Below are 13,150 nucleotides of genomic sequence, written 5' to 3'. Positions count from 1 at the left end.
CCGCGGGGCTCAGCGCGGCGCTTCGGCCGTTGTTGCCGGCGCGCTGCTGTGCACCTCGAAGCCCGTCTGGCCCGGCGCGATGTCCTCGCGCAAGGTGAGGGCCGGAATCTCGTAGTCGCCGGCGTTCTGCGGGCGGAACGGAATCGGGGCCGTCGTCCACAGCGCGTCGAGCCGGTGGCCGAGGTCCTCGGTGATCCGTGCATAGGCCGCCTCGTCGACCTTGCCGGTGCGGTACACCACGAAGGGCGGCAGCACCTCGAAGCCCGGGTAGTAGAGGATGCCGTGGTGGATGGGAAAGAGCAGGTCGTCCATCGGCCCGTTGATGCCGCGCGGGCTGTAGTGCGGCGCCCAGCCGCCGGTGGTCACCACCAGCATCGCGCGCTTGCCGGCCATCACGCCCTGGCCGAAGCGGTCGCCCCAGTGCGTGTCGGAATGCTCGCCCACGCCGTAGGCAAAGCCATAGGCGTAGACCCGGTCGACCCAGCCCTTGAGGATGGCCGGCATCGTGTACCACCACAGCGGAAACTGGAAGATCACCGTGTCGGCCCAGAGCAGCTTGGCCTGTTCGGCGGCGACTTCCTCGCGCTGGGTGCCGGCCTCGAAGGCGCGCTGCGAATCGCTGATGGGATCGAAGGGCGCGCCGGGCTCCAGGTGCGCGAAGTCGTCGGCCGCCAGCGTCGCTTTCCATTGCATGGCGTAAAGGTCGGACACCTGCACCTCGTGTCCGGACTGCACGAGGCGTTCGAGCATGAACTGTTTCAGAGAGCCGTTGAGCGAGCGGGCTTCGGGGTGGGCATGGACAAGAAGGATTTTCATGGCTGCATGGTTCGTTGGATGAAGATGCAGGCAGGTTAGGAGTTGCCGAGCTATATTGGAAATGAATATTCAGAATTCCAGGAATAGCAATGGACAATTTCAAGCGGCTCGACCTCAACCTGCTGCTCACGCTCGACGTGCTCCTGGCAGAGCGCAGCGTGACCCGTGCCGCCCAGCGCCTGAACCTGTCGCAACCGTCGGTGAGCGTGCAGCTCGCCCGGCTGCGCGAGGCCTTCAACGACCCGCTGCTGGTGCCCGTGCAGCGCGGCATGCTGCCCACCGCGCGCGCCGAGGAACTGCGCGAGCCGCTGCGCGAAGCGCTCGAGTCACTGGGCCGCGCGGTGGCGCCCACGCAAGCCTTCGATCCCGCGAAGGCGACGACCACCTGGCGCGTGGCCGCGGCCGACTATGCCGAATCGGCGATCCTGTTGCCGGCACTGGCCGGGCTGCGCGCGGCGGCGCCGAACACGCGGCTGGCCGTGGTGGAGGCGGTGCCCTCGCGCATGGCGCGGCAACTGGAGCAGGGGGAGATCGACCTGTTCTTTCACACCAGCGTGGGCGCACCGCCCGGGCTGCACCGGCGCGTGCTGTTTCATGAGCGCTACGTGCTGGCCGGGCGCACCGGCCATCCGCGCCTGAAACGCCGGCCCACGCTCGCGCAGTTTTGCGCGCTGGAGCATGTGGTGGTGTCGCTCGGCGGCGGCGGCTTCGTCGGGCCCACCGATGAGGCACTGGCGGAACAAGGCCTGGCGCGGCGCGTGGTGCTCTCGGTGCCGCACTTCCTTTTCATGATGTCGGTGCTGGCCGGCACCGACATGGTCGCGATGCTGCCCGAGCGATTGGCGCGCGGCGCGCCGGGGCTGCGCGTGGTGGAGGCGCCGCTGGAGGTGCCGGGGTATGAGATGGCGATGCTCTGGCATGAGCGGCGGCATCGCGATGCGGGGCATCGGTGGCTGCGGGAGCAGATCGCGGGGAGCTTGTAAAAGTGCTTCCCGGGATTCGTGCAGGCGATGCCGCTCGCTGGTCGGGAGCACCGGGCGCGCTTTGATTCCGGTCAAGAGAAACACAACGTCTAGCTTCGACCCACGCAGAGCGCCGACGGCAACTTAACTCTACGTTGACAACTTGATCGACCAAGACATCATCATCCTGCCGAGCTGCCAATCGAAGAACAAATCATCGAAATCACAACTTGGGAAAGAAGGACCCCATGCCTCATACCTTGCTGACACGGCTTTTGATGTCATTGGGCTGCCTGTCGGGACTTGCCGTTGCTGCGCAGGCGCAGGCTGCGCCGCTCGGGGATCCCGTCATGGTGAATACCGCCACGGCCGGCAATCAGCGTCCGATTTACTTCTCCGCAGGATCAAACGGAGAAAAGCTCCTGATCTGGTTCGACGCCGCAGCAAATGCCACCTACGCTCAAAGAGTCAGGTCGTCAGGGACACCTTATCTGACCAAGCACCTGATCCTGGCGCCCCCGGCGTATGCGAATTTCTCGGTCGACCGCGCCGGCAATTTCGCTTTCGGAAGCCATCCCGGAAGAGTCATGGCCTATGACAGAAACGGGAACCTGCTCTCCAGTTTCCAAACAACCCCGGATTCGACGAGCACGGTCGCCAGCATGGATACGGATGGCAATATCACCGCAGCCTATTCGCGATCGAGCTCGCAAGAGGCTCCCCGGACAATTGCGATCAGGCGGTTCAATACCAGCGGCATTCCGATCGGCCCTGAAATCATCGTTGCATCGGATGCCGCGGACAAACTCTCCGGCCCCAGTTCGATCGCCACGGACGATGCCGGAAACATCGCACTGTCATTTGCGACCAGACCCGGTCCTACGGCCAACCAGTCCAACATCATGATGCAGCGCTTCAGCCGCGCAGGTGTTGCGCTGACGCCGGCACTCGTCGTCAGCGCCATCCGGTCGATCTACAGTTCAGGCGGCCTTATTGCCATGGAACCCGGGGGGAAATCCGTGATTGCATGGAGCGCGTCCCAGGACGACAACTACACGTGGAACATCTACGCCCGGCCCTACGACGCGAATGGCAACCCCACCGGGCTCGTGCGGGTCAACCAGCGCATCCACGAGGGCGAGCCCGGCCCCAATCCGGCAGTTGCGGAGAATGGAGATTTCGTTGTTTCATGGATTGCATCGAGTGGCGTGGTCGGTGGTCCCCAAACCTCCACATTGGCCGCACGACAATTTCGCAGAGATGGAACTCCGATCACCGATGAATTTCGCGTCGACCCGCCCCAGCCCCAATTTGCAGCCAGCCCGCTTCTGGCCATGGATCCGGTGGGAAATTTTGCCGTGGCATGGCTCAGCAACACTGCCGCGACCGGATGGGACGTCATGGTGCGCTCCTTCAAGATGGACACCCGGCCGCCCCTTGTGCAACTCCTGAACAATCAGCCCGCCCAAGGCCTGGCAGGCGGCGCCGACAGCTGGAGCTATTACAGGATCACGGTCCCCCCCGGCATCGCGCAGCTGAACATCAACATGACCGGCCCCGTCGGCGGTGGTGATGGCGACATGTACATCCGCCTCGGCGCACTCCCTTCGTTGACGGCCTGGGACTACCGCCCCTACGTCAACGGCAGCAACGAAGCCATCGCGATCAGCAATCCGCTGCCCGGTGACTTCTACATTGCGATCCACGGACGCAGCGCCTACTCGTCGGTCGGCCTGAGCGCCAGCTACGACTGATGCTCGTCCGGCCACGGCCTGCGTTTTGCGCGAAGAACCGGCGGGTCGAGCTGATCCGGCTCTGAGCCGGTGCCGGCCGCCCGTCAGATGACCGGCACGCTCGTTTCCTTCAGCACGCGCAGCACGAAGTGCGACTTGCTGTGGCGGATGCCCGGGATCTTGTAGAGCTTTTCGCGCAACAGCCGTTCGTAGTCGCGCGTGTCGCGCACCGCGATGCGGATGTAGTAGTCGTAGTCGCCCGACACCAGGTAGGCCTCCTGGATCTCCGGAATGGTCGCGAGCACGCGGCCGAAGTCGTAGAGCGTTTCGTCGGTGTGGCTTTCGAGCGTGACCTGCACGATCACCGAGTCGTGGTAGCCGAGCTTGGCCGGGTCCACGTCGATGGTGTAGCGCTTGATCACGCCCTGGGCTTCGAGCTTCTTGATGCGCGTCCAGCAGCTGGTGGGCGACAGGCCGACCTCGTGGCCGATCTCCTGCAGGGTCTTGCGCGAGTCGAGCAGCAGCACCCGGAGGATCGCCATATCGATCTTGTCGAAAGATCCTTCTTCGTTTGCCGCTGTTTTCCGAAGGGTTTTCATGATTGAGGCCAAAAGAGCCAAAAGAAAGAAGCAAATTCTGCATCAGAACCGGAAGAATCGACGGCATGCGACTGCTCGACCTTCCCCTTCCGTCCTCCCTGTCCCTTCACCCTGAGGATGCCTCCAGGGCGGCCATCCGCGTGCGCAACGGAGCCGAGGCCCTGCTCGACACGCTGGTCGAGTGCGGCGTCGACACCATCTTCGGCTACCCCGGCGGCGCCGCGCTGCCGCTGTACGACGCGCTGCATGGCGAAGCGCGGCTGCGCCATGTGCTGGTGCGGCACGAGCAGGCCGCGGTGCATGCGGCCGAAGGCTATTCGCGCAGCACGGGGCGCGTGGGCGTGGTGCTGGTCACCTCGGGGCCCGGCGTGGGCAACACCATCACCGGGCTGCTCGACGCGATGAGCGATTCGGTGCCGGTGCTCTGCATCAGCGGGCAGGTCGCGACCGCAGTGATCGGCACGCAGGCCTTCCAGGAAAGCGATGCGCTGGGCATGTCGCGCCCCGTCACCAAGTGGAACCGGCAGGTGCGTGCGGCCGACGACGTGCCGGGCCTGGTGCGGCGCGCGCTGGAGATCGCCTCGTCGGGCCGGCCGGGGCCGGTGCTGCTCGACGTGCCGAAGGACATCCAGCTCATGCGCCTCGGGCACGGCACCGCGCCTGCGCCGATGCGCGCGCTGCGCACGGGCAGGGCGGCGCTGCCACCGAAGGCGATGCTGCAGCGCGCGGCTGACCTGCTCTCGACCGCGCGCCGGCCGGTGCTCTACGGCGGCGGCGGGCTGATCAACTCGGGGCCGGCTGCCTGCGAGGCCTTCGCGCAGCTGGTGCGCCGGCTGCATGCGCCGTGCACGCTCACGCTGATGGGGCTCGGCGCCTTCCCGGCATCGGACCCGAAATTCATCGGCATGCTGGGCATGCACGGCATGCTCGAAGCCAACCTTGCGATGCACGAGGCCGACCTGGTGGTGTGCGTCGGTGCGCGCTTCGACGACCGCGTGACGGGCAAGCTCGACGAGTTCTGCCCGCATGCGCGCAAGATCCACATCGACATCGACCCCGGCAGCATCAACAAGGTGGTGAAGGTCGATGTGCCCATGGTGGGCGATTGCGCCGCGATCCTCGGCGCCGTGCTTGACCTGCTGCCCGCCGAAGGCCTGGCGCCCGAACGGCTCGCGCCCTGGTGGGAGCGCATCGAGCGCTGGCGCGCGCAAGAGTGCCTGCGCTTCGCGCCGCGCGGCGATGCGATCCTGCCGCAGCAGCTGATGTCGTCGCTGCAGCGGGCGATCGCGGGCCGCGGCGCGATCGTCTCGACCGACGTGGGCCAGCACCAGATGTGGGCCGCGCAGTACCTGCGCTTCGACAGCCCGCGCCGCTGGCTCACGTCGGGCGGCGCCGGCACGATGGGCTACGGGCTGCCCGCGGCCATCGGCGCGCAGATCGGCCACCCCGATGCGCTCACCGTCTGCGTGAGCGGCGATGCGTCGGTGCTCATGAACATCCAGGAGCTGTCAACGGCCGTGCAGCACCGCGCGCCGGTGAAGCTGGTGCTGTGCAACAACGGCTACATGGGCATGGTGCGGCAGTGGCAGGAGCTCAACCATGGCAACCGGCTGAGCCACAGCTGGAACGAGGCGCTGCCCGACTTCGTGGCGCTGGCCAAGGCCTTCGGCTGGGGCGCGCGGCGTGTGTCGGACCCGGCCGAGCTCGAAGCGGCGCTGGCCGAATGCCTGGCCAGCGAAGGACCGTTCTTCCTTGACGTGCAGGTCGCGGCGCAGGAGAACTGCTTTCCGATGATGCCGGCGGGGCAGGGGCACCACCGGGTGATGCTGGCGAAGGACCGCTGGTACGAGGAAGCGTAGGCGATCCCTCGTGGCGGCTCATTGGGTAACCTCCGTGCTTCGCACTGCGGTGCGAGCCCCCTTCGGAGCGGCCGGGCGGGGGCTCATGCCGCCGGTTCTTCCTCGCGCAGCCGCCGCCACAAGGTCGAGCGGCTGATGCCGAGGATGGCGCAGGCCTGGTTCTGGTCGCCCTGCACCGACTGAAGCACTTCGCGCACGCGCTGCCGCTCCGCGGCAACCCGAGCGCCCTTGAGCAGGCGTTCGCGCACCGGCGCCGGGCGGGGCTGCGTGCATTCCGGGAACACCTCGAGCAGCCGGCCGCGGTCGAGCCGGCCGGCCGGCGACAGGTAGTCGTGGCAGGCCAGCAGGCGCTCGACAAAATTCTCCAGCTCCCGCACATTGCCGGGCCAGCTGTAGCCCGCGGCCAGCTCCAGCAGGGCCGCAAGCCAGGCCGATGCCTGCGCCGCCGGCACGCCCGCCGCGCCGCCGCGGCGCGCCAGCAGGCCAGCCGCCAGGGCGGCGATGTCGCTGCCACGCTCGCGCAGCGGCGGCGTCTCGATGCGCAGCACCGCAAGCCGGTAGTACAGATCGCGGCGGAACAGGCCGCGCTCCACCTGCGCCGCCAGATTGGCATGCGTGGCCGCGATCACACGCAGGTCCACCGGCACCGCCGCGGTCGCGCCCAGGCGCAGCACCTCGCGCTCCTGCAGCACGCGCAGCAGCCGCGTCTGCAGAGCCAGCGGCATGTCGCCGATCTCGTCGAGGAACAGGGTGCCGGTATGGGCGGCTTCGATCAGGCCGGTCTTGCCGCCGCGCCGCGCGCCGGTGAAGGCACCTTCCTCGTAGCCGAACAGCTCGCTTTCGAGCAGGCTCTCGCTCAGCGCGGCGCAGTTCACGGCCAAGAAGGGCTGCGACGCGCGCCGGCTGGCCGTGTGGATGCCCTGCGCCACCAGTTCCTTGCCGGTGCCGCTCTCGCCGATGACGAGCACGGTGGCGTCGCTGGCCGCGCACTGCGCCGCCAGCTCGCGCACGCGCCGCGCCGCGGCACTGTCGCCGGCAAAGGCCTCGATCCGGTAGCGCGCGGGGGCGCCCCGTTGCCGCTGGTTGGCGCGCAAGTGGCGATCGGCGCGCTGGATGACGGCCGGGTCGCGGCACACCAGCAGCGCGCCGGTGACCTCGCCGTTTTCGACGATGGGCGCGCGCCGCACGACCAGCGTGCGCATGCCGATCTGCAGCACCTCCTCGGGCGGGGTTTCGCGCAGGAGCAGCGTGGCGCCCAGGTCCAGCACGGGCTCCACGTCGCTCAGCACGCGGCCGGCGAGTTCGGCCACCGGCGCGCCCAGCAGGTTTGCCATCACGGGGTTCAGGGCCTCGATGCGCTGGCGCAGGTCGACCGCGACCACGCCGTCCTGCAACTGGCCGAGGATGGTGCCCAGCCGTTCGTGGCGCGCGCGGTCCGCGCGGCTGTGGCGGGCCAGATGCACGGCGTCCTGCAGCGCCTGGCGCACCGCGTCGTCGGAATACATCAGCACGCTGGCAATGCCGGCCTGTTCGGCCAGGTCGGACACCAGCCCAGGCGCGACCACCGCCCCGACGCCGGCCGCGCGCAGCGCCTCCACACAGGCGGGCGCATCGTCCGGACTGCGGTAGCTGAACTGCGCGATGCCCATGGCAAACAGGGCGTCCAGCTGGGCCAGATGCTCCGACGGGCCGTCGAACGAGACCAGGCCCACCTTGGGCGAGATGGCGCGCGCGGCGGCCAGTGCGCGCATCAGGTCGAAGCCGCGCACCTCCACCATCGCCACCGGGATGTCCAGGTGTTGGCGCAGCCATTCGCCACTGGCGCCCGCGGCCACCACCGCGTCGACGGGAGAGCGGGCATGCAGTGCGCGCACGGCGGCCACGGCGTCGTCAAAGGCATGTCCGACCAGCTCGATGTGCGCCTCTGCAGCCAATTCGGGGACCAGCCGCGCGAGCACGCGGCCCAGCCGATGGCGGGCCACGGCGACGATATGCAGCGGCCGCGGCGCGGATGAGGAAGAGGGCGAGAGCATGGGCGGCTTGTTCAGTTCAGCTGGTTTGATTGTGTCATTTGTGAACAACAACTGAAATGACGGGCGCGCGCACGGCACCATGCGGCATCGTGGATATGTTTGAAATCAACGACTTGGGACGGATCGGGTGCGCCCCGGATCGGTGGTACGGCGTTTGCGCAGAACTCGAGGCAACCCCGCGGAACGCTTGTCCGCTCACATACCCAGGAGACCCCATGAAACTCAACCGCCGTTTCGCCATGGCCAGCGCCGCTGCCGCCGCGCTGGCCTGCGTCCTGCCGCTGTCCGCGCAGGCCCAGGCCTGGCCCGCCAAGACCATCCGCTTCGTCGTTCCGTTCGCGCCGGGCGGTGCGAACGACCTCATGGCGCGCGCGGCGGCGGAAGGCGCCGCGAAAGTGCTGGGCCAGCCCGTCATCATCGACAACCGGCCCGGCGCGGGCGGCTCGCTCGGTGCCGACCTGGTGGCCAGGAGCGCGCCCGATGGCTACACATTCCTGATCAGCGCGGCCGGCGTCATCTCCAATAGCATGATCAAGAAGTCGCTGCCCTTCAAGGACGAGGACCTGGTGCCGGCGGTCATGATCGGACTGGCGCCATCGGTGGTGGTGGTGCCCAAGTCGGCGCCGTACAACAACCTGCGCGATTTCGTCGAGGCCTCGAAGAAGGGCGTGGGCTTCAACTTTGCCACCGCCGGCACCGGCAGCACGCCGCACTTCGTGGCCGAGATGCTCAACGTGAAGTACGGCGCCAAGCTGCAGCCCGTGCCGTACAAGAGCGGTTCGGAGAGCACCACGGCCGTGCTCGGCGGGCAGGTCGAGGGCACGTCCGAGGCCAGCATCATCGCGCTGCCGCACATCCGCGGCGATGGCAAGTTCAAGGCGCTGGCCACCACCTGGACGCAGCGCATCTCGGCGTATCCGGAACTTTCCACGGCCGTGGAGCAGGGCTTTGCCGATCTGCAGATCGCGCACTGGGCCGGCCTTCATGCGCCGCGCGGCACACCCGACGACATCCTCGACAAGCTGGCTGCCGCCGTGGACAAGGCCATGCGCGAACCCGCCACGGTGGCCAAGCTCAAGGGCCTGGGCATCGAGCCCATCGGCGGTACGCGCCAGGAGTTCGTGAAGTTCACCGATGCCGAACGCAAGCGCCTGGGCGAGATCGTCAAGGCCGCCCAGATGCAGGAAAAGTGATGAGCACACCCATGAACACCAAACAACAACTCCGCGCCCTGGTGGAGGCCCGCCGCGGTGCCCTGGTGCCGGGCGCCTTCAATGCGTTGTCGGCCAAGGTGGTCGAAGACCTGGGCTTCGAGGCAATCTACATCACCGGCGCCGGCGTCACCAACATGTGGTTCGGCCTGCCGGACCAGGGCTTCGTGGGGCTGGCCGAGATGGCCGACCACACGGCGCGCATCCGCGATGCCGTCGGCTTGCCGCTGATCGTCGATGCCGACACGGGCTTCGGCAATGCGCTGAACGTGCGCCACACCGTGCGCACGCTGGAGCGCGCGGGCGCCGACTGCATCCAGTTCGAGGACCAGGTCGCGCCCAAGCGCTGCGGCCACTTCTCGGGCAAGGGACGTGATTTCCACCGAGGAGGCCGTCAACAAGATCAAGGCCGCGGCCGATGCCAGGCAGGACGCCGACCTGCTGATCCTGGCGCGCACCGATGCCTGCGCGGTGCACGGCTTCGAGGCGGCCGTCGAGCGCGCGCAGAGGTTCGCGGAGGCCGGCGCCGACATCCTGTTCGTCGAAGCCGTGACCAGCGCCGACGAGATCCGCGCTCTGCCGCAGCGCCTGGATCGCCCGCAGCTCATGAATATGGTGGTCGGCGGCAAGACGCCCATCTTCGGTGCCCGGGAGCTCGGCGGCATGGGCTACGGGCTCGTGCTCTATGCGAATGCCGCGCTGCAGGGCGCGGTGGCCGGCATGCAGAAGGCGCTGACGGTCCTGCGTGACACAAGGCGCCTCGACGAAAACCCCGCGCTGGTCACTCCGTTCGCGGAGCGCCAGCGGCTCGTCGGCAAGCCTGAATGGGATGCGCTCGAGCGTCGCTACGCCTGAGCGGCGCGACGCCCCGCCCGCTCAGGACTTGATGAACGCCAGCAGGTCGGCGTTGAACTTATCCTTGTGCCCGGCGCGCAGGCCATCGAACGCTTCCATCGGCAGGCCGCCACGTACGCCGATCAATCCGGCGACTTGCGGTGGGCCCGTGCCGCACCGCGAGCGGTGTCGAGGCGAAGCTGATCGCCAGGCCGCCGCCCACGAGGCGGCAGGCCTTGAGGCTCATGCGCGGATTGGTGTCCCGCGCGCTGAGTTCGCCGGGATAGACCAGCGAATCGAGCGCGGTGGAGTAGCCCTGAACGTCGCCCGGAGAGACGGGGCGCAAAGCTCAGTTCGGGTGCCGTGTCATGGTGCATGGTGGGGCTCCTGCCGTTGGCCCGCACGCTTCGTGCCAAGCGGCTGCAGTGTAGGCGCCGCCAAGCCTCGCAATGATCGAGGCTTTCCACTAGGCTGTCCGCCCCAAGGAGACTTCGATGACCGATATGGAAGGCATTCAAAAGCTGTTCGCCGGACTGTTTCCCGACCTGATGGGCATCAGGCTCACGGCGCTGGCGCCCGATCGCGTGGTGGCGGAGATGGCGGTGCGCCAGGACCTCTGCACCGCCGGCGGCATCCTGCACGGCGGCGCCTCGATGGCCTTTGCCGACACGCTGGGCGCCATCGGCACGATCGTAAACCTGGCGGAGGGCAAGCGAACGACGACCACGGATTCGAGCACCAAGTTCATTGCCGGCGCACGCCTCGGCAGCACGGTGACCGGCACCTGCGTCGCATTGCACCGCGGGCGCACCACGATGGTCTGGCAGACCGCGATCACCAGCGCGGAAGGCAAGCTCTGCGCCGTGGTCACGCAGACGCAACTGGTGCTCGACGCGGCACCGTGAGCCTCATGGCCGACTGACCTGGACGGTTGGCACGGGCAGGGCGATCAGGCGGGCCTGGGCATCAATGTCGGCACGCCGCAGTGCAGCAGCTCGCCGCGTCCGGGCATCGGCCGAAAGCCATCGTCGCGGCTCCACACGACCTCGCCGCGGCTGAGCGTGACGCCGGGCCACGCCCGCAGCGTCATGCCCTCGTAGGGCGTGTAGTCGACCTCGTGGTGCAGCAGCTCGTTCTTCAGCACGAACTCGCGCTGGTCCCAGATCACCAGGTCGGCGTCGGCGCCGACCGCGATCGTGCCCTTGCGCGGATGCAGGCCGTAGGCCTTGGCCGGCCCGGTGGCCGTGAGCTCGACGAATCGGTGCGGCGTCATGCGCCCTGCGAGCACGCCCTCGGACCACAGCAGCGGCATGCGCGTCTCCAGGCCCGGAATGCCGTTGGGAATGTGTCGGAAGGCCACCTCTTCGCCGCCGGGCTTCTTGCCCTCGGGCGCGTCGTACCTGAAGGGGGCGTGGTCGGACGAGAACACCGTGAACAGCCCATCGTTGAGTCCGTCCCAGATCACCTGCTGGTTGGCCTTGTCGCGCGGCGGCGGGCTGCACACGCACTTGGCGCCTTTGTAGCTGTCGTCCAGCCCCAAGTCCTCGGCCGTGAGGAAGAGGTATTGCGGGCAGGTCTCGGCAAACACGTGGAGGCCGTGCGCGCGCGCCCAGCGAATCTGCTCCACCGCCTCGCGGCCCGACACGTGCACGATCAGGATCGGCACGTCGACCAGCTCGGCCAGCGCGATGGCGCGGTGCGTAGCTTCGCGCTCCACCAGCATCGGCCGTGCATGCGCGTGGTAGCGCGGCGCGGTGCGCCCGGCGGCTTCGAGGCGGCGCGTGAGCCATTCGATGCAGTCGGCGTTCTCGGCGTGGATCATGGCCATGGCGCCGTGCCGCCGCGCAACGTCGAGCACGTCGAGGATCTGGCCGTCGTCCAGCTTCATGTCGTCGTAGGTCATGTAGATCTTGAACGAGGTGAAGCCTTCGCGGATGAGCGCGGGGAGTTCCTCGTTCAGCACGGTGGGCGTCGGATCGCTCACGATCAGGTGGAAGGCGTAGTCCACGTGCGCCTTGCCGGCCGCGCGGGCGCGGTAGTCCTCGACCGCGGCGCGCAGCGACTGGCCCTTTTGCTGCGCGGCGAAGGGAATCACGGTGGTGGTGCCGCCGCAGGCCGCGCTGCGCGTGCCGGTGTCGAAGTTGTCGGCGTTGCGCATGGGCGCGGGCATCGGCTGGTCGAGGTGGCAATGGGCGTCGACGCCGCCGGGCGTGACGGTGCGGCCGGCCGCATCGATCTCGCGCGCGCCGCCGTCCAGCGCGAGGCCGAGCTGCACGATGCGTCCATCACGAATGCCGATGTCGCAATCGAAGGTGTCGCAAGCCGTGACGACGCGCGCGTTGCGCACGACGAGGTCGAAATCAGAGGTTGAAGTGGACATGGTTGGTTCAGATGAATCCGGTTCAAGCCGCGCCGCGCGCCACCGCGTAGCCCCTGCCGTAGTGCCGCTCCAGCCGCACCTGCACGCGATCCCAGAGCGTGGTCAGCACGAGGTAGAAGCAGGCCGCAACGCAATAGAGTTCGAGCACTTCGAATTTCTCCTGCATGAGCACCTGCGCGCGGCGCATCAGCTCTTCCATCGAGATCACCGAGGCCAGCGACGTGGCCTTGAGCAAGCCGTTCACCGAATTGCCCAGCGGCGGAATGATCACGCGCAGCACTTGCGGCAGCGTCACCAGCCGCAGGGTGGCAAAGCGCGACAGGCTCAGCGCTTTGGCCGCTTCGATCTGCCCCTTGGCGATGGCGGAGAATCCGCCGCGAATGGTCTCCGACAGGTATGCGGCTTCGTTCAGGCTCAGTGCCAGCACCGCGGAGGTCAGCACGTCGAAGCGCAGGCCCAGCTGCGGCAGGCCGGTGTAGATGATGACGATTTGCACCAGCAGCGGCGTGCCGCGAAAGACCCAGATGTAGAAGCGCGCCGGCGCCGACAGGAATCGATGCGTAGACATGCTGCCCAGCGCCAGGGGAAGCGCCAGGGCCAGGCCGATCGCGATGGTCGCAATGGTCAGCCCGATCGTGATTCCCACGCCCCCCAGGAGGAACGGGTTGACGAAGTAGGACAGGAAGGCATCGAAATTGAACACGCCCGGGCCCTCTCGGCTTG

10 protein-coding genes and 1 pseudogene are annotated in these 13,150 nt (G+C 67.9%); 6 read left to right on the top strand and 5 right to left on the bottom strand.

Annotated elements, in window-relative coordinates:
- Window positions 1-9: 9 nt before the first annotated feature.
- Window positions 10-816 carry an NAD(P)H-dependent oxidoreductase gene (locus QFZ47_RS28360; protein ID WP_307658790.1) on the bottom strand — a complete coding sequence of 269 codons (807 nt, stop codon included), beginning with the start codon at window positions 814-816 and terminating at the stop codon, window positions 10-12.
- A gap of 89 nt (window positions 817-905) precedes the next feature.
- Here QFZ47_RS28360 and QFZ47_RS28355 point away from each other — a divergent pair, with 89 nt between their 5' ends.
- Entirely contained in the window at window positions 906-1,799 is an 894-nt protein-coding gene (locus QFZ47_RS28355; RefSeq protein ID WP_307658789.1) for a LysR family transcriptional regulator, read from the top strand.
- A gap of 227 nt (window positions 1,800-2,026) precedes the next feature.
- The gene (locus QFZ47_RS28350; protein ID WP_307658788.1) at window positions 2,027-3,532 is read left to right on the top strand and encodes a PPC domain-containing protein; all 1,506 of its coding nucleotides are present in this window, start codon (window positions 2,027-2,029) and stop codon (window positions 3,530-3,532) included.
- A gap of 83 nt (window positions 3,533-3,615) precedes the next feature.
- Here QFZ47_RS28350 and QFZ47_RS28345 read toward each other — a convergent pair whose 3' ends face one another.
- Complete coding sequence (locus QFZ47_RS28345) at window positions 3,616-4,053, bottom strand: Lrp/AsnC family transcriptional regulator (RefSeq protein ID WP_055805010.1); 438 nt, start codon at window positions 4,051-4,053, stop codon at window positions 3,616-3,618.
- 122 nt (window positions 4,054-4,175) lie between these two features.
- Here QFZ47_RS28345 and ilvB point away from each other — a divergent pair, with 122 nt between their 5' ends.
- Entirely contained in the window at window positions 4,176-5,969 is a 1,794-nt protein-coding gene (ilvB, locus tag QFZ47_RS28340; RefSeq protein ID WP_307658786.1) for a biosynthetic-type acetolactate synthase large subunit, read from the top strand.
- An 83-nt stretch (window positions 5,970-6,052) separates the two neighbouring features.
- On the opposite strand, the gene prpR is transcribed toward ilvB, so the two are convergent.
- Window positions 6,053-8,002, bottom strand: coding sequence for a propionate catabolism operon regulatory protein PrpR (gene prpR, locus QFZ47_RS28335; protein ID WP_307658785.1), 1,950 nt, complete (start codon window positions 8,000-8,002; stop codon window positions 6,053-6,055).
- A gap of 215 nt (window positions 8,003-8,217) precedes the next feature.
- Between prpR and QFZ47_RS28330 the strand changes: the two genes are divergently transcribed.
- The 3 genes and pseudogenes from QFZ47_RS28330 to QFZ47_RS28320 all read left to right on the top strand — a co-directional run bounded on the left by QFZ47_RS28330 (window position 8,218) and on the right by QFZ47_RS28320 (window position 10,952).
- On the top strand, window positions 8,218-9,195 hold the full coding sequence (locus QFZ47_RS28330; RefSeq protein WP_370880623.1) for a Bug family tripartite tricarboxylate transporter substrate binding protein: 978 nt from the start codon (window positions 8,218-8,220) through the stop codon (window positions 9,193-9,195).
- Window positions 9,196-9,206: 11 nt separating this feature from the next.
- Window positions 9,207-10,068: pseudogene (locus tag QFZ47_RS28325) on the top strand (isocitrate lyase/PEP mutase family protein).
- Window positions 10,069-10,541: 473 nt separating this feature from the next.
- On the top strand, window positions 10,542-10,952 hold the full coding sequence (locus QFZ47_RS28320) for a PaaI family thioesterase (RefSeq protein WP_307658784.1): 411 nt from the start codon (window positions 10,542-10,544) through the stop codon (window positions 10,950-10,952).
- Window positions 10,953-10,996: 44 nt separating this feature from the next.
- On the opposite strand, the gene hydA is transcribed toward QFZ47_RS28320, so the two are convergent.
- The gene (gene hydA / locus QFZ47_RS28315; RefSeq protein WP_307658783.1) at window positions 10,997-12,427 is read right to left on the bottom strand and encodes a dihydropyrimidinase; all 1,431 of its coding nucleotides are present in this window, start codon (window positions 12,425-12,427) and stop codon (window positions 10,997-10,999) included.
- Window positions 12,428-12,449: 22 nt separating this feature from the next.
- Window positions 12,450-13,130, bottom strand: a complete 681-nt coding sequence (locus QFZ47_RS28310) for an amino acid ABC transporter permease (RefSeq protein WP_307658782.1) — start codon at window positions 13,128-13,130, stop codon at window positions 12,450-12,452.
- Window positions 13,131-13,150: the final 20 nt, after the last annotated feature.

The organism is Variovorax paradoxus (assembly GCF_030815975.1).
GTDB lineage: Bacteria > Pseudomonadota > Gammaproteobacteria > Burkholderiales > Burkholderiaceae_C > Variovorax > Variovorax paradoxus_N.
Note: the sequence above shows the minus strand (reverse complement) of the source record. Positions and strands in the feature narration are given on the sequence as shown.